Source organism: Streptomyces sp. MJM8645, assembly GCF_001625365.1.
Taxonomy (GTDB): domain Bacteria; phylum Actinomycetota; class Actinomycetes; order Streptomycetales; family Streptomycetaceae; genus Kitasatospora.
On the sequence record NZ_LJJF01000001.1, the window covers coordinates 1,438,146 to 1,456,985 of the forward strand.

Sequence of the window (18,840 nt, forward strand, 5' to 3'; positions counted from 1 at the left end):
GTGTCAGGCCTCCTTCACGGCGGCAGAGGAGGGGCTACGACGACGGCTGCTGCGCAGCGGCGGGCGGGCGCCCAGCCGCTTCGGGTCCAGGCCGGACCACGGGTGACCGTTGGCGAAGAACTTGCGCCGGGCCAGCAGCGTGATCACCGGCTTGGTGAAGAGGAAGATCACCACGACGTCCAGCGCGGTGGTCAGCCCCAGGGTGAACGCGAAGCCCTGGACCTTGCCGACCGAGACCACGTAGAGCACGGCGGCACAGAGGAAGGACACGAAGTCCGACACCAGGATGGTGCGCCGGGCGCGCGGCCAGGCCCGCTGGACCGCCGGGCGCAGCGGGGCGCCCTCGCGGACCTCGTCGCGGATGCGCTCGAAGTAGACGATGAAGGAGTCGGCGGTGATGCCGATCGCGACGATCGCACCGCAGACCGCGGGCAGGTTCAGCGCGAAGCCGATCCCGGCGCCGAGCAGGCTCATGATCGAGTAGGTCAGGGCCGCCGAGACGAGCAGACCGGCGATCGAGACCAGGCCGAGGCCGCGGTAGTAGACCAGCGAGTAGAGCACCACCAGCAGCATGCCGATCGCGCCGGCGACCAGACCGGCCTTGAGCTGGTCGCTGCCGAGCGCCGGGGAGACGGTGGTGATGTCGCTCTTGCTGAATTCCAGCGGCAGGGCGCCGTAGCCCAGCACGTTGGACAGGTCCTGCGCCTCGGCCTGGCTGAAGCGGCCGGTGATCACGGCGCTGCCGCCGGGGATCACGTTCTTGACCTCGGGGTGCGAGACGACCTGGTTGTCCAGCACGATCGCGAACTGGTTGTTCGGCGGGGTCTGGGTGGCGAGCTGGCCGGTGACCTTGGTGAAGGCGTCGGTGCCGGCGCCGTTGAACTGCAGCTGGACCTGCCAGCCGGCACCCGTCTGGGTGTCGAGGCTCGGCTGGGCCTTGGAGACGTCCGAGCCCTTCACGGCGACGGGGCCGAGGGCGAGCTTCTCGTAGTAGCCGTTCTCGGGCTTCTGCGAACAGGCGACGACGGCCTTGTCCTCGGGGCCGGTCTGGGCCGCGCGGACCTCCGGCTTGGTGCAGTCGAGGGCGGTGAAGGCCGCGGCCAGCTCCGGCGGCACGGTGCCCTGGGTCATCGCGGCGCTGACGTCCGCGGCGCTGGGCGGGGTGGCGGGCGCGGACGGCGTGGCGGCGGCGCTCGGGGCGGTGCTCGCGCCCGTGGCGGCGGCGCTCGGGCTGGCGTCGGCGGCCAGCGCCTCACCGGCCGGGCGGCCCTGCTTGGTGCCGCTCGCGCTGGGCGTTCCGGTGGCGCTCGCGCCGGCCGAGGCGGTGGAGCCGGCGGACGGGGCCGCGCTCGGGGTGCCGGTGGCCGAGGGGGAGCCGGTGGGCGCCGGCGGCGTGAAGCCGCTGGGCGCCACCGCGAGGACCGGGCGGAAGAACAGCTTGGCGGTGGTACCCACCTGGTCCGCCGCGTTCTGCTGGTTGCCGCCCTTGGGGATGTTCACGATGATCGTGTTGTCGCCCTGGGTCTGCACCTCCGCCTCGGAGACACCCATGCCGTTGACGCGGCGCTCGATGATCCCGGTGGCGATGTCCATGTTGGACTTGGTGATCGCCTTGGGGTCGGTCGACTTCGCGGTCAGCGTGATACTGGTGCCACCGGCGAGGTCGATTCCGAGCCGGGGCTTGGTGTGGCCCGTCCCGAACATGAGGGCGACCAGTCCGACGGTGACGACCAGGATGAGGGCCAGCGCCCGCCCTGGGTAGCCGTCGCGCGGGCGCGACTTGGGTGTTGCCACCTTGCTCGTTTCTCCCTGTCCATGCCACTCCCCCAACCGGACCCCCGTCCGGCTTGTGGCGGGACGGGGGCATGGCGGTTCTGCGGCCCTGAGGTCCTGTGGGCTCGCGGCACTGGGCCGCGCGGCCGGGCTGGTGCCCGACCGTACTACTTGCTCGCGGGAGCCCCGCCCTCGACGTCGCCCTTGGCGCCGCCGTCCTTGGTGAGCGTCAGCGGCTTGTCCTCGACCGGCTCGGCGTCGGTGTCCTCGGCCTCCGGCTCGGCCAGCTCGTCATCGGCGGGGCGACCGTTGATGATCGCGTCGTACTCCTGGGGCTCCAGGACAGCGGCGATCGCGCTCTTGGTGAAGTGGGTGACCACGCCGGGCGCGATCTCCAGCTCGATGGTCTCCTCGTTGATCGCCTTCACCGTGGCGTACAGGCCACCGATGGTGCGCACCCCCGCCCCTGGCTCCAGCGAGGTCTGCATCTGCTGCATCTGCGACTGGCGCTTCTTCTGCGACCGGAACATGAGCACGATCGCGATGATCGGGAGGAGAAGGATGATGAAGTTCACTGCAGCCAGGGTCCTTTACGGGCCGCCGACCGGCGGCCTGTGTGGTATTGGTCGGCCCGTCAGGTGAGCGGGGCGGTCCGGCGGAGTCTAGGCGACCCCGAACTGATCGGACAACGCCAAGCATCGCATCCTGCCGCCGAAAGTGGCGACCCTCCGCCTGCACAGTTTCCCCGGACTTCGCCCCCGGCTCGCACCCGGGCCACTCACCGGGGCGGTGCATCGGACGCCTCCCGGGAACCGTCGGGCGGCGATCACCCGTTCAGCCCTCGTCGGCCCGGAAGAGTTCGGATTGCGCGGGCACGGCGCCCCGGGTGGTCTGGATCGGCGGGGTCAGCCCGAGGTGCTGCCAGGCCGCCGCGGTGGCGATCCGGCCGCGCGGGGTCCGGGCGAGCAGGCCCTCGCGGACCAGGAAGGGCTCCGCCACCTCCTCGACCGTCTCGGACTCCTCCCCCACCGCGACCGCAAGAGTCGACAAACCGACCGGTCCGCCGCCGAACAGCCGCAGCAGCGCGGTCAGCACCGCGCGGTCCAGCCGGTCCAGACCGCGGGCGTCCACCTCGTAGACGTCCAGCGCCCGGGCGGCGATCTCGACGGTGACCTGGCCGTCGTGCCGCACCTGCGCGAAGTCGCGGACCCGGCGCAGCAGCCGGTTGGCGATGCGCGGCGTCCCCCGCGAGCGGCCGGCGATCTCGGCGGCGCCGGCCGGGTCGATCTCCACGTCCAGCAGGGTGGCCGAGCGGCGCACCACCCGTTCGAGCTCGGCCGGGGCGTAGAACTCCATGTGCCCGGTGAAGCCGAAGCGGTCGCGCAGCGGGGGCGGCAGCAGGCCGGCCCGGGTGGTGGCGCCGACCAGGGTGAAGGGCGGCAGTTCCAGCGGGATGGCGGTGGCGCCCGGGCCCTTGCCGACGATCACGTCGACCCGGAAGTCCTCCATCGCCATGTAGAGCATCTCCTCGGCCGGACGGGACATCCGGTGGATCTCGTCGAGGAAGAGCACCTCGCCCTCGGCGAGCGAGGAGAGGATCGCCGCGAGGTCCCCCGCGTGCTGGATCGCCGGGCCGGAGGTGATCCGGATCGGGGCGCCCAGCTCGGCGGCGATGATCATGGACAGGGTGGTCTTGCCCAGCCCGGGCGGCCCGCTGAGCAGCACGTGGTCGGGCGCGCTGCCGCGCTTGCGGGCCGCCTGGAGCACCAGGGACAGCTGCTCGCGCACCCGCTCCTGACCGATGAACTCGTCCAGCAGCTTGGGGCGCAGCGCCGCCTCGACCGCCTGGTCCTCCCCGTCGGCGGCGGCCGTCACCAGCCGGTCGCCCGGGTCCGAGTCGTACGGACTCATCAGCACATGCTCCAAAGTCGACAAGAGGACAGATCGCCAGATGGCTTTAGCGGGATCGGTTGAGGCCGCGCAGGGCGAGCCGGAGCAGTGCGCCGACGTCCGGCGTCTGCTGGGCCTCCGCCTCGGGGGTGACGGCCACGACCGCCTCGTCCGCCTCGCGCGGAGCGTAGCCGAGACCGGTCAGCGCCGAGTGCAGCTGCTCGCTCCAGGGGGCCGGGCCGCTCGCGATCGGCTTCTGCGCCGGCACCGCGCCGTGCGGGGCGCCCAGCTTGTCCTTGTACTCCAGCAGCAGCTTGGCGGCCTTCGCCTTCCCGATGCCGGGCACGGCCACCAGCGCCTTCTCGTCGCCGCCGGCCACCGCGGCCCGCAGCGCGTCGGGGCTGTGCACCCCGAGGATCGCCTGCGCCAGCTTCGGGCCGACGCCCGGCGCGGCCTGGAGGATCTCGAAGACGGCGCGCTCGTCGTCGTCCGCGAAGCCGAACAGGGTCAGCGAGTCCTCCCGGACCACCAGCGAGGTCGCGAGCCGGGCGGGCTCACCCAGCCGGAGCCCGGCCAGCGTGTTCGGCGTGCACTGCACGGCCATGCCGACCCCGCCGACCTCGACCACGGCGAGTCCGGAGGAGATGGCCGCCACGGGCCCTTGCACGAAGGCGATCACCGGCTGCTTCCTTTCAGGGGGGTGGCGCGGGCCTCCCGTACCGCGGCCTCCAGGCGGTTGACCGCCCCGCCGCGCCAGATGTGGCAGATGGCCAGCGCCAGCGCGTCGGCGGCGTCGGCGGGCTTGGGCGGGGCGTCCAGTCGCAGCAGGCGCTGCACCATGGCCGTGACCTGCGCCTTGTCGGCCCGGCCGGAGCCGGTGACGGCGGCCTTGACCTCGCTCGGGGTGTGCAGGGTGACCGGGATGCCGCGCCGGGTGGCGCAGAGCATCGCGACCGCGCTGGCCTGGGCGGTGCCCATCACCGTCCGGACGTTGTGCTGGGCGAACACCCGCTCGACGGCGACCAGTTCCGGCTCGTGCTCGTCGAGCCAGGCCTCTATGCCCTGCTCCACCAGCAGCAGCCGCCGCCCGATCTCCTCCTCGGCGGGGGTGCGCACCACGCCGACCCCGACCATCCGCAGCGGCCGCCCCGGCGCACCCTCGACCACGCCGATCCCGCACCTGGTCAGCCCCGGGTCGACGCCCAGTACCCGTACCACAGCCCCGCCTCTCGTTGATCGCCGCTCGCCTCCGGGCGCTCCGGCCCGGGCAGGCCCTCCGGCCCACGGCGGGCGACCTGCGAAGGCTACCGTCCGGGTCCGACAGCGCCCGCAAAGACACCGGCCCGGCGGTCGGGAGACCGCCGGGCCGGGGAGTGAGAACGATCACTCGGCGTCGAGCTGCGCACCGACCTCGTCGGAGATGTCGAAGTTGGCGAAGACGTTCTGCACGTCGTCGCTGTCCTCCAGCACGTCGATCAGCTTGAGGATCTTGCGGGCGCCGTCGACGTCCAGCTCGACCTGCATGCTCGGGAGGAAGTTGGCCTCGGCCGAGTCGTAGTCGACACCGGCGTCCACCAGCGCGGTGCGCACGGCGACCATCTTGGTGGCCTCGGAGACGATCTCGAACGCGTCGCCGAGGTCGTTGATCTCCTCGGGCTCCTGGTCGAGGACGACCTCGAAGAGCTTGTCCTCGTCCACGCCGTCAGCCTTGGGGACGATCACGACGCCCTTGCGGGTGAACAGGTACGACACCGAGCCCGGGTCGGCCATCGAGCCGCCGTTGCGGGTCATCGCGACGCGCACGTCGGAGGCGGCGCGGTTGCGGTTGTCGGTGAGGCACTCGATCAGGACGGCGACGCCGTTCGGGCCGTAGCCCTCGTACATGATCGTCTGGTAGTCGGCGCCGCCGGCCTCCAGACCGCCACCGCGCTTGACGGCGCGGTTGATGTTGTCGATCGGGACCGAGCTCTTCTTCGCCTTCTGGATGGCGTCGTAGAGGGTCGGGTTGCCGGCCGGGTCGGAACCGCCGGTGCGCGCCGCCACCTCGATGTTCTTGATCATCTTGGCGAAGAGCTTGCCGCGCTTGGCGTCGATCACGGCCTTCTTGTGCTTGGTGGTAGCCCACTTAGAGTGGCCGGACATTCGCCAGCTCCTTTACGTCGCCAAAGGGAAATGAAACAGATGAGATCTTACCGGTGTCGTCACCGGAAAGGCGCACACGGTCAGCGCCGTCCCAGGTGCTCCTCGACCATCGCGACGAAGTAGGCGTGCACCCGGTGGTCGCCGGTGAGCTCCGGGTGGAAGGAGGTCGCCAGCAGGTTGCCCTGGCGCACGGCCACGATCCGGCTCTCCGGACCGTCCGCGGCGGGCAGCTCGGCCAGCACCTCGACACCCGCGCCGACGCCCTCGACCCAGGGGGCCCGGATGAAGACGCCGTGCACCGGCGCGTCGCCCAGGCCCTCGAAGGCGACACCGGACTCGAAGGACTCGTTCTGGCGGCCGAAGGCGTTGCGGCGCACGGTCATGTCGATGCCGCCGACGGTCTCCTGGTCGTCCCGGCCGTCCAGGATCTTGTCGGCCAGCATGATCATGCCCGCGCAGGTGCCGTACACCGGCATCCCGGCGGCGACCCGCTCGCGCAGCGGGTCCATCACGCCGAACAGCAGCGCCAGCTTGGACATGGTGGTGGACTCCCCGCCGGGGATCACCAGCGCGTCGACCTCGGCCAGCTCCTCGGCACGGCGCACCGGGCGGGCGAGCGCGTCGGCCTCGGCCAGCGCGACCAGGTGCTCGCGGACGTCACCCTGGAGGGCGAGGACGCCGATGACTGGAGTGCTCACGGTCTTCAACCTCGTTCGATCGTTCTACGGATGTACGTGACGCGGCCCGCCGCGCGCCAAGGCGCTGCGACGGGCCGGCACAGGGGGCGACTACCAGCCGCGGTTGGCGTAGCGCTCGGTCTCCGGCAGGGTGTCGCAGTTGATGCCGACCATGGCCTCGCCGAGGTTGCGGGAGGCGTCCGCGATGATCTTCGGGTCGTCGAAGAAGGTGGTGGCCTTCACGATGGCGGCGGCGCGCTTGGCCGGGTCGCCCGACTTGAAGATGCCCGAGCCGACGAAGACGCCCTCGGCACCGAGCTGGCGCATCAGCGCGGCGTCGGCCGGGGTGGCCACGCCACCGGCGGAGAACAGCACGACCGGCAGCTTGCCGAGCTCGGCGACCTCCTTGACGAGCTCGTACGGGGCGCGCAGCTCCTTGGCGGCGGCGTACAGCTCGTTGTTGTCGAAGCCGCGCAGCTTGGCGATCTCGTTCTTGATCTGGCGCAGGTGGCGGACCGCCTCGACGACGTTGCCGGTGCCGGCCTCGCCCTTCGAGCGGATCATGGCCGCGCCCTCGGCGATGCGGCGCAGGGCCTCGCCCAGGTTGGTGGCGCCACAGACGAAGGGGGTGGTGAAGGCCCACTTGTCGGAGTGGTTGACCTCGTCGGCCGGGGTCAGCACCTCGGACTCGTCGATGTAGTCGACGCCGAGCGACTGGAGGACCTGGGCCTCGACGAAGTGGCCGATCCGCGACTTGGCCATCACCGGGATGGAGACCGCCTCGATGATCTCCTCGATCATGTTCGGGTCGGACATCCGGGCCACGCCGCCGTCCTTGCGGATGTCGGCCGGAACCCGCTCCAGCGCCATGACGGCCACCGCGCCGGCGTCTTCAGCGATCTTGGCCTGCTCGGCGTTGACCACGTCCATGATCACACCGCCCTTGAGCTGCTCGGCCATGCCGCGCTTCACCCGGGCGGTACCGATCTGCGGCTGGTCTGCGGTGGTGGGGGTGGTGGACACGTGAGACCTCACTCGAAGATGAACCAGTGCTATCGCCCTATGGTAGGCGGAACGGGTGACGCAACCATGCGCCACCAAGTCCAGCCCGGACGACGGGATGCGACAAACGGGCCGTATCCGAGCACAGCCTAGGCGGGTGCCCCTTCGGGCGTGAGCGCGGGCGGCGGAGCATCGTCCATCTCGAACGCCAGCGGGAACGGAGCCTTCCCCGCCAGCCGGAAGTACCGCACCAGACGGTGCTCGCGCACCGCCCGGGCCGCCCGCACCGCGTCGTTGTGGAACCGGCGCGCCATCGGCGCCCGGCGCACCGCCGCCGTCAGGTCGCGCACCGCGTCCTCGCCGCCCGGCTCCGCCACCAGCGCCGCCACCTGCTCCGGCTCGGCGAACACCGCCCGCAGCGCCAGGCTCAGCTGGCTCTCCGCCACCTCACGCTGGTCGTCCTCGGCCTGCCGGGCCGCGTGCGCCGCGTCCAGCAGCAGCAGCGAGGCCGCCGGGTCCAGCAGCGAGGACGTGGCCAGCTCCATCGCCACCGAGGCCCGACGGACCAGCTGCGCGTCCAGCGCCGCCCGCGCGGCGTCGATCCTGGCGTGCAGCCGGTCCAACCGACCGGCCGTCCAACTCAGGTACATGCCGAACAGCACCACGGCCACGCCGGCCCAGATCCAGGTAGTCACGGGGCGCAACGCTACCGGGTGTCACCGGCTCAGCCCTCCGCGCTCGCGCTCCGGTAGGACCCGCGGTCGATGTCGGAGACGTTCACCGCGGTGTACAACCGGGTGCCCGGCGCCGGCGCGACGTGCTCGGCCAGCAGCGCCAGCACGCCCTCGCTGAGCGCCGCCTTCGCCTCCGGCGTACGGCCCGGGAAGATCTGGAACTCGACGTACACCTGCGCGGCGGCCTCCTCGCCCTCCCCCACCACGAAGTCGTCGTTCTGCCGGAACAGCGTCTTGCACGCCTCCGGCTTCGCGTCGATCGTCCCCACCGCGAGCCGGTTGATCGCCACGCCCAGCGCCCGGCGGTCGAAGGAGCCGGCCAGGCTCGGCGAGTAGTCGACGGAGATCTGCGGCATCGGTGCCCCCATGCGTCGTGCCCGAATACGGTCGACCGACCCTAACGCCGCCGGCACCCCGGAAAAGTCCCGGGCCGGCCGGGCTCGGTCCCGGGCTCAGTCCCGGGCCAGCCCGAACCGGCCGCGCCGGCCGCTGCGCACGTCCTCCTCGACCACCGCCGCGGCCCCCGCCGCCACCGTCTCGTACACCGCCAGGATGTCCGCGCCGACCGTCGACCAGTCGAACCGCCGCACGTACCGCGAAGCGGCCTTGCTCAGCTCCCCCAGCCGCCCCGGATCGCCCAGCAGCCGCAGCGCCGCAGCGGCCAGCGCGTCCGCGTCCTCCACCGGGAACAGCTCGCCCGCGTCCCCGCCGTCCAGCACCTGCTTGAACGCGTCCAGGTCGCTGGCCAGCACCGGGGCGCCCGCCGACATCGCCTCGACCAGGATGATCCCGAAACTCTCGCCACCGGTGTTCGGCGCCACGTACAGGTCCACGCTGCGCAGCAGCCGGGCCTTGTCGCGGTCGCTCACCATGCCGAGGAACTCCACCTGCCGGCGGACCTCCGGCGCCAGGCCGGCGACGGCCTCCTCCTCGTCCCCCTTGCCCGCCACCAGCAGCCGCACGCCCGGCCGCTCGGCCAGGATCTTCGGCAGCGCCGCCAGCAGCGTCGGCAGGCCCTTGCGCGGCTCGTTGATGCGGCCGACGAAGCCGATCGTGCCCGGCTCCCCCGCCGCCGCGCCGCCGCGCCAGCGCTCGTCCGGCTCGGCGTCCGCGAAGAAGCCGACGTCCACGCCGTTCGGGATCACCACCGCGTCGCCGCCCAGGTGCTCCACCAGCGTCCGCCGGGCGTACTCCGACACCGCGATCCGGGCCCGCATCTTCTCCAGGCCGGGCTGCAGGATCGGCGAGGCCGCGATCATCGCCCGCGAGCGCGGGTTGGAGGTGTGGAACGTCCCCACCATCGGCCCGGACGCCGACCAGGCGGCCAGCATCGACACGCTCGGCGCGGCCGGCTCGTGCACGTGCAGGATGTCGAACCGGCCCTCGTGCAGCCACCGCCGCGTCCGCGCCGCCGACAGGACGCCGAAGCTCAGCCGCGCCACCGACCCGTTGTACGGCACCGCCACCGCCCGCCCGGCACCGACCACGTACGGCGGCAGCGCCTCCTCGTCCTCGGCCGGCGACAGCACCGAGACCTCGTGGCCCAGACCGATCAGGTGCTCGGCCAAGTCCCGGATGTGGAACTGCACCCCACCGGGGACGTCCCAGTCGTACGGGCAGACGATGCCGATCTTCACGGGTTCCTCATGCTCCTTCGGGTACTCCTGCTGGCCGGGATCAGGACCCGGAGGCCTCGGCCGCCGGCTCGCCGGCCGGCTCCGGCGCGGCCGCCCGGGCCGCCTCGGAGTGCGGCGCGGCCGCCTCCTCCACCGTCTCACGGACCGGGAGGTCGGCCAGCCAGAACCGCTGCAGCATGTGCCAGTCCTCGGGGTGCTCGCGGATCGCCTGCTCCCACACCTGCGCCAGCGCCTGCGTCATCACCTGCGTCCGCTCCTTGCGGTCGCCCTCCTGCGGCACCGGCACCTCGGGGTGGATCCGCGCCCGCATCACCGGGCCGTCGTACCAGAGCGTCACCGGCAGCAGCGCCGCCCCGGTGCGCTGGCACAGCGCCGCCGGACCGGCCGGCATCCGGGTCGCCTCCCCGAAGAACGACACCTCCACGCCCGCCTCCGAGAGGTCCCGGTCCCCCACCAGGCAGACCAGCCGGCCCTCGCGCAGCCGTCGCGCCAGCGTGCCGATCACGTTCACCCCGCCCCCGGTCAACGCCAGGACCTCCATGCCCTGGCCCTCCCGGAACTCCACGAACCGGTCGAACAGCCGCTCCGGCTTCAACCGCTCCGCGACCGTGGTGAACGGGAAGCCCAGCTGCGCCACCCAGGTGCCCGCCAGGTCCCAGTTGCCCATGTGCGGCAGCGCGATCACCGCGCCCCGACCGGCCTCGATGTGCTCTCGCAGGTTCTCCAGGCCCTCCGACTGGACGTCCCGGGCCACCCGCTCCCTGCTCCAGACCGGCAGCCGGAACGACTCCATCCAGTACCGCAGGTACGAGCGCATCCCGGCCCGGGACAGCGCCCGCAGGCCCGCCTCGTCCAGCCCTGGACGGACCCGGCGCAGGTTCGCCTCCAACTGGAGCACCCGCTTGCCCCGCCGGCGCCAGGCGTAGTCCGCCAGCCGGTCGAACAGGCCCCGCGCCACCCGCTCCGGCAGGTGCTTCAGCACCGCCCAGCCCAGCGCGTACGCCCAGTACACCAGTCGGTCCGTCACCGCAGGACGCCCCCCATCAGCTCCCGGCCGCCGCTCGGTCGGCCTCGAACGCCTCCCGGCGCACGGTCAGCATGCGCTGGACCACCGTCACCAGACTGCCCACCGCGACCAGCCACAGCGCCACCGGCAGCAGCCACTCCACGTACGGCACCCCGAACTTGTGCAGACCCGCGACCCCGGCCGCCACCAGGCTGGCCACCAGCCGCTCGGCCCGCTCCACCAGCCCCGACACGTCGCACGGCAGCCCCTGGCTCTGCGCCCGCGCCTTGGTGTACGACACCACCAGCCCGCTCGCCAGGCAGCAGATCGCCACCGCGCACAGCAGGTTGTCGTCACCCTTGCCCGCGTACCACATCGCCAGACCACCGAAGATCGCCGCATCCGCGACCCGGTCCAGCGTGGAGTCCAGGAACGCCCCCCACCTGGTGCTCCGGCCCAGCTGGCGGGCCATGTTCCCGTCCACCAGGTCCGAGAAGATGAACAGCGTGATCGTGATGGTGCCCCAGAAGAACTCCCCGCGCGGGAAGAACACCAGCGCACCGGCCACCGAACCGGCCGTACCGATCAGCGTCACGGCGTCCGGGCTCACGCCCAGCCGGATCAGGAACGCGGCGAACGGGGTCAGAACACGTGTGAAGAAGGCACGCGCGTATTTGTTGAGCATGGCCTTCCCGACCGCTCCGATCTCCCTGGTACCCGCCTGGCGCAACACGCGCGGCAGACGGCCGGACGGATCAGCCCGTCCGGCCCACCCATCGTAGCCAGGCCGGAGGCACGCTCCGTCGCACGCACCGCCCGACGACACCCCGGCCACGTCCCACACACGGACGGTCACCGCCCACCCGTACGACACGCGCCGCCGCAGCACCCGCACCTACACTTTCGAAGGACAGCCCCGGCGCGACGGGAGGAGACCCCGATGCCCGACCGCAGCACGGCACGAGCCGCCCAGGCGCCCGCCGTCACCGCCCCCCGGGACCTGCGCAACGTCGTCCTCATCGGCTCCAGCGGTGTGGGCAAGACCACCCTCGCCGAATCCCTCGCCCTCGCCTCCGGCGCCACCGGCCGGGCCGGTCGCGTCACCGACGGCACCACCGTCTCCGACCACGAGGACATCGAGCACCACCAGCAGCGCTCCGTCCAGCTCTCGCTGCTCCCGCTCGAATGGAAGGGCGTCAAGATCAACCTGATCGACCCGCCCGGCCACCCCGACTTCACCGCCGACCTGCGCGCCGCCCTGCACGCCGCCGACGCCGCCGTCTTCGTCGTCTCCGCCACCGACCCCGTCACCGCCCCCACCCGCGCACTCTGGCGCGAGTGCGCCGCCGAAGGCATCCCGCGCGCCATCGCCGTCGCCAAACTCGACCTCGCCCGCACCGGCTTCGACGACATCCTCACCGCCTGCCACGACGCCTTCGACCTGGGCCCCGACACCCTCCGCCCGCTCTTCCTGCCCGTCCTCCACGACGGCCGCCCCGACGGCAGCGTCGACCTGCTCACCGGCGACACCTACGGCCGGGCCACCCCGCTGCCCGACACCGGGCCCGCCCACGACAGCCTCGTCGAGGCCATCTCCGGCCAGGACGACACCCTCATGGAGCGCTACCTCTCCGGCGACACCCTCGACACCGACGCCCTCGAAGCCGGCCTGCGCCGCGAAGTCCTCGGCTGCGCCCTCCACCCCGCCGTCCCCACCAGCGAGAACGGCCTCGGCGCCACCGAACTCCTCGACCTGATCGTCCACACCTTCCCCGACCCCAGCGAACGCACCCGCCCAGCCCCCGACTGCGACCCCGACGCCCCGCTCGCCGCCCAGGTCGTCCGCGTCACCGGCGACACCTACGTCGGCCGGATCAGCCTGCTGCGCCTGTACGCCGGCACCCTGCGCCCCGACACCCGCATCCACCTCGCCGGCCCCGCCCACAGCGCCGACCAGAACGGCGACGAACGCGTCACCGCCCTCAGCAGCCCCTTCGGCAAGCTCCAGCGGCCCGTCCCGCACGCCGTCGCCGGCGACCTCGTCTGCATCGCCAAGCTCACCACCGCCCGCGCCGGCGACACCGTCCACGACCCCGGCCACCCCGTCGACCTCGACGGCTGGAACCTCCCCGAGCCCCTGCTCCCGATCGCCGTCGAAGCCCACAGCAAGGCCGACGACGACAAGCTCTCCCAGGCCCTCACCCGCCTCACCGCCGAGGACCCGGCCCTACGCCTCGAACAGAACCCCGCCACCCACCAGCTCGTCCTCTGGTGCACCGGCGAGGCCCACGCCGAGGTCGTCCTCGACCGCCTGCGCACCCGGCACGGCGTCCACGTCGACACCGTCGAACCCCAGGTCGCCCTCCGCGAGACCTTCGGCACCGCCGCCGCCGGCCACGGCCGGCTCGTCAAGCAGTCCGGCGGCCACGGCCAGTACGCCATCTGCGACCTGGAGGTCGAACCCCTCCCGGCCGGCTCCGGCTTCGAGTTCCAGGAGCACGTCGTCGGCGGCGCCGTCCCCAAGCACTTCATCCCCTCCGTCGAGAAGGGCCTGCGCGCCCAGCTCGCCAAGGGCGTCGCCACCGGCCACCCGCTCGTCGACGTCCGGGTCACCCTCACCGACGGCAAGGCCCACTCCGTGGACTCCTCCGACGCGGCCTTCCAGGCCGCCGCCGCCCTCGCCCTGCGCGACGCCGCCGAACACGCCGTCATCCGGCTGCTCGAACCCGTCGCCGCCGTCACCGTCCTGCTGCCCGACGACTACCTCGGCGCCGTCCTCGGCGACCTCTCCGCCCGCCGCGGCCGCGTCCTCGGCACCGAGACCGGCGGCCCCGGCCTGACCCTGCTGCGCGCCGAGGTCCCCGAACTCGAACTCGTCCGCTACCCGGTCGACCTGCGCTCACTCACCCACGGCACCGCCGAGTTCTCCCGCGCCTACCTGCGCCACGAACCCATGCCGACCGCCCTGGCCACCCGCTACACCGACTGAGCGCCCTGGCGCCGAGGCAGCGCGCACGCCGCCGTACCCCCCGGCATCCGGTGCCGGTTGCGCGCCACCCAGCGGTACGCCAGGCCCGCCACCGGCCGCACCGGCGCCGACGCCAGCACCGCCCCCAGGTACGCCCACGCGCCGCCCGAACGCATCAGCAGCCGCGCCACCGCCTGCGCGCCCCCGTACACCCGGCCCGCCGGCGTCACCCACAGCACCTCGCGCTCCGCCCGCTCCGCGGTCACCTCGCCCCGCCCGCCCGCACGCGCGTCCAGCGCCGCCAGGTCCTCGAACTGGAACGGCACCGCGTCCCAGCCCCCCGAGGCCAGCGTCTGCCGCAGATAGCGCTCCGCCCACCGCACGCAGGACGAGCAGAACGAACAGTCCCCGTCGAACACCAGCACCGGATCCATCGCCTGGGCTCCCTTCCTCGCCGTCACGGCCATCCTGCCCCACCCCGACGACCCGCCGCCGACCGGGTATCGACCAGCCCGAAGCTGGGCATCATGCCTCTCAAGCCCGGGCGCGGCCCGATCGTGACGGCACTTCAGACGATCATGCGCGCGGCGACACCACGGCACGATAACCTGCCGCTGACAAGGGGAGGAGGGGACGCCACCGTGACCACACTCGACATGACTCCGGGTGCGCAGATACCCCGCACCGACGCCGGGCCGCAAACCGGAGTCACCCCGGCGCTCTCCTCGGTCGCGTACCGCGACGGCAAGATCGAGGACTTCGTCGGCAAGGTCACCGCCGCGACCCACAAGAAGCCCCGGTTCAAGCTCTTCGAGGCGAACCTCGGCGAAGCGTTCAGCGCCGCCGTCATCTCCCGCACCGTCGGTGCCGGGCGCAAGCCGATCGTGCCCTCGTTCGGCACCGACACCCGCCAGATCGTCGAACACTGCCTGGCCGCACAGGAGTTGCGGGCCGCTCGGGACCGCAAGCTCACCGTGGTCACCGTGCTCTTCGGCCTGCTCGCCCTGCCCGGCACCCTGATCTGGATCGGTGCGTTCTACCTGCGCATCTACCTCATGAAGGGCAAGGCCCTCCAGGACGAGCTCTACGGCGCCCTCGCGCTCCTGGCCGCCGCCGTGGTCTCCGTCCTGTTCCTCGTCAAGCCCCCCGTCAACGGCCCGCTCGGCATCTACCTGCGCGTCGCCATGATCCCGCCGATCATCGGCGGGATCCTCGCCCGGCGCATCGTGCTGCGCTCCACCAAGGAGCTCCGCGAACGCTGGCTCGCCCTCGCCGAGGGCAGCTCCGTCGCCGCCACCGTCTCCAAGGCCGTCCCCCGCGACGACCTCGACAAGAAGGCCGTCGACCTGCGCGACAAGCTCGCCCGCATGGAGGCCGAGCAGGAGACCAACGTCCAGCACTACGCCGGCCCCAAGGGCATCCTCGGCGTCGGCAAGCGCTGGGGCGAATGGCGCCTGGTCGACGTGATGCGCCCCGCCGCGGGCCACTCCGACTTCCGCGCCTTCCACCCCTGGGACCTCGTCCGGAAGATCTCCTCGCACCTCAAGGGGCTCGCCGTCAGCGAGGTCGCCAACAGCGGGATGACCAACATCACGGTCAAGCAGTGGGCGGTCCTCGAAATCGGCGAGAACGCCGACGAGATCTCCCGCCCCGGCAACGCCGACATGGACGGCGACCGGATGCGCGACTTCGCCCTCCAGACCATCGCCGACAAGCAGACCTTCGCCGGCGGCGGCCCCCGGCACTACCTCGCCACCCAGTTCATCACCTTCGACGGCAAGCTGATCATCACCTTCACCGTCACCGTCACCCTGCTCGCCAACACCCTCACCGTCACCGTCGCCGGCTACGCGCTCGGCCCGGTCAACGGCGTCTTCTCCGACAAGCCCTCGGCCAAGGAGAAGACCGTCCAGAAGACCGGCAAGTTCTGGGAGGAGCGCACCGTCAAGCTCCCCCTGATCGACAACGACGAGGTGGTCCGCCAGGCCCTGCGCGCGCCGCTCACCCGCGCCCCCGGGCTGCTCTCCTGGCTCGGCGGCGGCCTGGGCCTGCCCGAGCCGTTCGGCTTCCGGCACGCCTGGGCGAGCCCGCCGTGGGGCAGCCGGTTCATGACCGACAACGCGCTCAACGCCTCCGTCCCGGTCCTCGGCGCCGTGCACGCCGCCACCCTGGAGTTCCTGGAGGAGCACGACCTGGACACCGACCGCTTCAAGAACCGCGCGTCGATCATCAAGTCCGAGGCCCAGGGCACCCGCCCGTACAAGGTCGACCAGTTCGAGTAACCCCGGCCCGCGCACACCGGAGGGGCCCGCCACCGACTCAGCGGTGACGGGCCCCTCCGGCGTTCCCGATCAGTCCTGCGGCCAGGCCTCGGCCAGCATCTTCCGGGTGTCCGCCAGCAGTTGCGGCAGCACCTTGGTGTGGCCGACCACCGGCATGAAGTTGGTGTCCCCGCCCCAGCGCGGCACCACGTGCTGGTGCAGGTGCGCCGCGATCCCGGCACCGGCCGCCGTGCCCTGGTTCATCCCGATGTTGAACCCGTGCGCCCCCGAGGCCGCCCGCAGCGCGGTCATCGCCCGCTTGGTGAAGTCGGCCAGCTCGGCCGTCTCCGCCTCGTCCAGGTCGGTGTAGTCCGCGACGTGCCGGTACGGGACCACCATCAAGTGGCCGCCGTTGTACGGGTACAGGTTCAGCACCGCGAACACGGCGGCGCCCCGGGCGATGACCAGCCCGTCCTCGTCGCTCAGCGAGGGGATCGAGCAGAACGGACAACCGTCGTCCGGAGCCGGACCGGTGGGCTTGTTCTCACCCTGGATGTACGCCATCCGATGGGGGGTCCACAGGCGGCGGAAGCCGTCCGGCTCCCCGACGCCCCGCTGCAGTTCCGGCTCAGTCGTCATGCTGATCAGCATATTCGCCCAGCGCTGCTTGCAAAGCCGCGCGGGGCGGACTCATGAAGAGCCCGCCCCGCGCGTGGTGGTCCGAAGGCGTCACACCTGGATGCGGTTCTTCACCGCTTCCACGATCTCGGCGACGGCGTCCGCCACCGGCACGCCGTTCTTCTGCTCGCCGTTGCGGTAGCGGAAGGACACCGCGCCCGCCTCGACGTCGTCGTTGCCCGCGATGAGCATGAACGGCGTCTTGGACCTCTGGGCGTTGCGGATCTTCTTCTGCATGCGGTCGTCCGAGGTGTCCACCTCGACCCGGATCCCCTGCTTCTTCAGCTCGGCCGCGACCTCCAGCAGGTACGGCACGTGCTCGTCGGTGATCGGGATGCCCGTCACGGTGACCGGGGCCAGCCACGGCGGCATGGCGCCGGCGTAGTGCTCCAGCAGCACCGCGAAGAACCGCTCGATGCTGCCGAACAGCGCGCGGTGGATCATGACCGGCCGCTGGCGCGAGCCGTCCGCCGCCGTGTACTCAAGATCGAAACGCTCGGGGAGGTTGAAGTCGAGCTGGATCGTCGACATCTGCCAGGTCCGGCCGATCGCGTCGCGCGCCTGGACCGAGATCTTCGGGCCGTAGAAGGCCGCGCCGCCCGGGTCCGGCACCAGCGGCAGCCCCTGCTTCTCGGCCACGCTGGCGAGGACGGCGGTGGCCTCCTCCCAGGTCTCGTCCGAGCCGACGTACTTGACCGGGTCCTTGGTCGACAGCTCCAGGTAGAAGTCGGTCAGACCGTAGTCGCGGAGCAGGTTGAGCACGAAGGTCAGCGTCGAGTCGAGCTCCTCCGCCATCTGCTCGCGGGTGCAGTAGATGTGCGCGTCGTCCTGCGTGAAGCCGCGGGCGCGGGTCAGGCCGTGCACGACGCCGGACTTCTCGTAGCGGTACACCGTCCCGAACTCGAAGAGGCGCAGCGGCAGTTCACGGTACGAGCGGCCGCGCGCGTCGAAGATCAGGTTGTGCATCGGGCAGTTCATCGGCTTGAGGTAGTAGTCCACACCCTCGTCGAGCTGCATGGGCGGGTACATACCGTCCGCGTACCAGTCGAGGTGGCCGCTCTTCTCGAAGAGCTTCCCCTTGGTGGCGTGCGGGGTGTAGACGAACTCGTAGCCCTCTTCCTCGTGCCGCTTGCGCGAGTAGTCCTCCATCGCCCGGCGGATGATGCCGCCCTTGGGGTGGAAGACGGCGAGGCCGGAGCCGATCTCCTCGGGGATGGAGAAGAGGTCCAGCTCGTTGCCGAGCTTGCGGTGGTCGCGCTTCTCGGCCTCGATCAGGAAGTCGAGGTGGGCCTTGAGCTCGTCCTTGGTCGGCCAGGCGGTCCCGTAGATGCGCTGCAGCATCGGGTTCTTCTCGCTGCCGCGCCAGTAGGCGGCCGCGTTGCGCATCAGCTTGAACGCCGGGATGTACCGGGTGCTGGGCAGGTGCGGGCCGCGGCAGAGGTCGCCCCAGCACTGCTCGCCGGTCTTGGCGTCCAGGTTGTCGTAGATGGTGAGCTCGCCGGAGCCGACCTCGACGTCGGCGCCCTCGCCGGCGGTGGCGGCGGAGCCCTTGAGGCCGATCAGCTCCAGCTTGTACGGCTCGGCGGCCAGCTCCTCGCGGGCGGACTCGTCGGTGACCACGCGGCGGGAGAACTTCTGCCCGCGCTTGATGATCTCCTGCATCCGCTTCTCGATGACCTTGAGGTCATCGGGGTGGAAGGGCTTCTCGACGTCGAAGTCGTAGTAGAAGCCGTCCTTGACCGGCGGGCCGATGCCGAGCTTGGCCTCGGGGTAGAGCTGCTGCACGGCCTGCGCCATGACGTGCGCGGTGGAGTGGCGCAGGATGTCCAGGCCGTCCTTGCTGCCGATCGCGACCGGCTCGACCTCGTCGCCGTCCTGGACGGCGTACGCGAGGTCCTTGAGCTGGCCGCCGACGCGGGCGGCGATGATCGAGCGGTCGTCGGCAAAGAGCTCGGCGGCCGTAGTGCCCGTGGTCACCACGCGCTCTTCCCGATCGGGTTCGCGGTTGATGATTACCCGGACGTCCGTCACCGGTCTCTCCTGACGTGCTGGATTCAGAGGACGCAACACTG

18 protein-coding genes are annotated in these 18,840 nt (G+C 71.8%); 2 read left to right on the forward strand and 16 right to left on the reverse strand.

Going from position 1 to position 18,840, the window contains the following annotated elements; translation table 11 throughout:
• Positions 1 to 3: 3 nt before the first annotated feature.
• The 13 genes from secD to pgsA form a co-directional block, all read right to left on the reverse strand.
• Entirely contained in the window at positions 4 to 1,704 is a 1,701-nt protein-coding gene (gene secD, locus A6F73_RS05900) for a protein translocase subunit SecD (RefSeq protein WP_079136207.1), read from the reverse strand.
• A gap of 236 nt (positions 1,705 to 1,940) precedes the next feature.
• A complete protein-coding gene (gene yajC, locus A6F73_RS05905; protein ID WP_063346806.1) occupies positions 1,941 to 2,348 on the reverse strand; it encodes a preprotein translocase subunit YajC in 408 nt (135 codons plus the stop codon).
• A gap of 259 nt (positions 2,349 to 2,607) precedes the next feature.
• Positions 2,608 to 3,684 carry a Holliday junction branch migration DNA helicase RuvB gene (gene ruvB / locus A6F73_RS05910; RefSeq protein WP_063346807.1) on the reverse strand — a complete coding sequence of 359 codons (1,077 nt, stop codon included), beginning with the start codon at positions 3,682 to 3,684 and terminating at the stop codon, positions 2,608 to 2,610.
• A 46-nt stretch (positions 3,685 to 3,730) separates the two neighbouring features.
• Positions 3,731 to 4,342, reverse strand: coding sequence for a Holliday junction branch migration protein RuvA (gene ruvA / locus A6F73_RS05915; protein ID WP_063346808.1), 612 nt, complete (start codon positions 4,340 to 4,342; stop codon positions 3,731 to 3,733).
• Positions 4,339 to 4,881 (reverse strand): crossover junction endodeoxyribonuclease RuvC, encoded by a 543-nt coding sequence (gene ruvC, locus A6F73_RS05920; RefSeq protein WP_063346809.1) that lies wholly within the window; start codon positions 4,879 to 4,881, stop codon positions 4,339 to 4,341. The genes ruvA and ruvC overlap by 4 nt, the downstream gene beginning before the upstream one ends.
• Before the next feature lie 165 nt (positions 4,882 to 5,046).
• The gene (locus A6F73_RS05925; RefSeq protein ID WP_063346810.1) at positions 5,047 to 5,805 is read right to left on the reverse strand and encodes a YebC/PmpR family DNA-binding transcriptional regulator; all 759 of its coding nucleotides are present in this window, start codon (positions 5,803 to 5,805) and stop codon (positions 5,047 to 5,049) included.
• Between the two features lie 80 nt (positions 5,806 to 5,885).
• Positions 5,886 to 6,503, reverse strand: a complete 618-nt coding sequence (gene pdxT, locus A6F73_RS05930; protein ID WP_063350971.1) for a pyridoxal 5'-phosphate synthase glutaminase subunit PdxT — start codon at positions 6,501 to 6,503, stop codon at positions 5,886 to 5,888.
• A gap of 90 nt (positions 6,504 to 6,593) precedes the next feature.
• The gene (gene pdxS, locus A6F73_RS05935; protein WP_063346811.1) at positions 6,594 to 7,505 is read right to left on the reverse strand and encodes a pyridoxal 5'-phosphate synthase lyase subunit PdxS; all 912 of its coding nucleotides are present in this window, start codon (positions 7,503 to 7,505) and stop codon (positions 6,594 to 6,596) included.
• A 128-nt stretch (positions 7,506 to 7,633) separates the two neighbouring features.
• A complete protein-coding gene (locus tag A6F73_RS05940; protein WP_063350972.1) occupies positions 7,634 to 8,134 on the reverse strand; it encodes a hypothetical protein in 501 nt (166 codons plus the stop codon).
• 74 nt (positions 8,135 to 8,208) lie between these two features.
• Positions 8,209 to 8,574, reverse strand: coding sequence for a hypothetical protein (locus A6F73_RS05945; RefSeq protein WP_063346812.1), 366 nt, complete (start codon positions 8,572 to 8,574; stop codon positions 8,209 to 8,211).
• 96 nt (positions 8,575 to 8,670) lie between these two features.
• Positions 8,671 to 9,855, reverse strand: a complete 1,185-nt coding sequence (locus A6F73_RS05950) for a glycosyltransferase family 4 protein (protein ID WP_063346813.1) — start codon at positions 9,853 to 9,855, stop codon at positions 8,671 to 8,673.
• A 40-nt stretch (positions 9,856 to 9,895) separates the two neighbouring features.
• On the reverse strand, positions 9,896 to 10,882 hold the full coding sequence (locus A6F73_RS05955) for a phosphatidylinositol mannoside acyltransferase (RefSeq protein WP_244293308.1): 987 nt from the start codon (positions 10,880 to 10,882) through the stop codon (positions 9,896 to 9,898).
• A gap of 16 nt (positions 10,883 to 10,898) precedes the next feature.
• Positions 10,899 to 11,546, reverse strand: a complete 648-nt coding sequence (pgsA, locus tag A6F73_RS05960) for a phosphatidylinositol phosphate synthase (RefSeq protein ID WP_063346814.1) — start codon at positions 11,544 to 11,546, stop codon at positions 10,899 to 10,901.
• Positions 11,547 to 11,801: 255 nt separating this feature from the next.
• Between pgsA and A6F73_RS05965 the strand changes: the two genes are divergently transcribed.
• Positions 11,802 to 13,850 (forward strand): elongation factor G-like protein EF-G2, encoded by a 2,049-nt coding sequence (locus A6F73_RS05965; RefSeq protein WP_063346815.1) that lies wholly within the window; start codon positions 11,802 to 11,804, stop codon positions 13,848 to 13,850.
• On the opposite strand, the gene A6F73_RS05970 is transcribed toward A6F73_RS05965, so the two are convergent.
• Positions 13,838 to 14,263: a DUF393 domain-containing protein gene (locus tag A6F73_RS05970; RefSeq protein WP_063350974.1), complete on the reverse strand. Its 426-nt coding sequence runs from the start codon at positions 14,261 to 14,263 to the stop codon at positions 13,838 to 13,840. The two genes, A6F73_RS05965 and A6F73_RS05970, sit on opposite strands and share 13 nt — an antisense overlap.
• Before the next feature lie 207 nt (positions 14,264 to 14,470).
• On the opposite strand from A6F73_RS05970, the gene A6F73_RS05975 reads away from it, so the two are divergent.
• Positions 14,471 to 16,111, forward strand: coding sequence for a hypothetical protein (locus A6F73_RS05975; RefSeq protein WP_079135466.1), 1,641 nt, complete (start codon positions 14,471 to 14,473; stop codon positions 16,109 to 16,111).
• A 69-nt stretch (positions 16,112 to 16,180) separates the two neighbouring features.
• On the opposite strand, the gene A6F73_RS05980 is transcribed toward A6F73_RS05975, so the two are convergent.
• Together A6F73_RS05980 and thrS are read right to left on the reverse strand one after the other, a co-directional pair.
• A complete protein-coding gene (locus A6F73_RS05980) occupies positions 16,181 to 16,741 on the reverse strand; it encodes an HIT domain-containing protein (RefSeq protein WP_063346816.1) in 561 nt (186 codons plus the stop codon).
• Between the two features lie 78 nt (positions 16,742 to 16,819).
• Positions 16,820 to 18,799: a threonine--tRNA ligase gene (gene thrS, locus A6F73_RS05985; RefSeq protein ID WP_063346817.1), complete on the reverse strand. Its 1,980-nt coding sequence runs from the start codon at positions 18,797 to 18,799 to the stop codon at positions 16,820 to 16,822.
• Positions 18,800 to 18,840 lie beyond the last annotated feature (41 nt).

Excerpts from the sequence above, each read along its gene's own strand:
- A6F73_RS05970 (WP_063350974.1), bottom strand. The coding sequence starts at position 14,263 with ATGGATCCGGTGCTGGTGTTCGACGGGGACTGTTCGTTCTGCTCGTCC.
- A6F73_RS05965 (WP_063346815.1), top strand. The coding sequence starts at position 11,802 with ATGCCCGACCGCAGCACGGCACGAGCCGCCCAGGCGCCCGCCGTCACC.
- A6F73_RS05980 (WP_063346816.1), bottom strand. The coding sequence starts at position 16,741 with ATGCTGATCAGCATGACGACTGAGCCGGAACTGCAGCGGGGCGTCGGG.
- ruvB (WP_063346807.1), bottom strand. The coding sequence starts at position 3,684 with ATGAGTCCGTACGACTCGGACCCGGGCGACCGGCTGGTGACGGCCGCC.
- A6F73_RS05945 (WP_063346812.1), bottom strand. The coding sequence starts at position 8,574 with ATGCCGCAGATCTCCGTCGACTACTCGCCGAGCCTGGCCGGCTCCTTC.
- A6F73_RS05940 (WP_063350972.1), bottom strand. The coding sequence starts at position 8,134 with ATGTACCTGAGTTGGACGGCCGGTCGGTTGGACCGGCTGCACGCCAGG.
- A6F73_RS05925 (WP_063346810.1), bottom strand. The coding sequence starts at position 5,805 with ATGTCCGGCCACTCTAAGTGGGCTACCACCAAGCACAAGAAGGCCGTG.
- pgsA (WP_063346814.1), bottom strand. The coding sequence starts at position 11,546 with ATGCTCAACAAATACGCGCGTGCCTTCTTCACACGTGTTCTGACCCCG.
- secD (WP_079136207.1), bottom strand. The coding sequence starts at position 1,704 with ATGTTCGGGACGGGCCACACCAAGCCCCGGCTCGGAATCGACCTCGCC.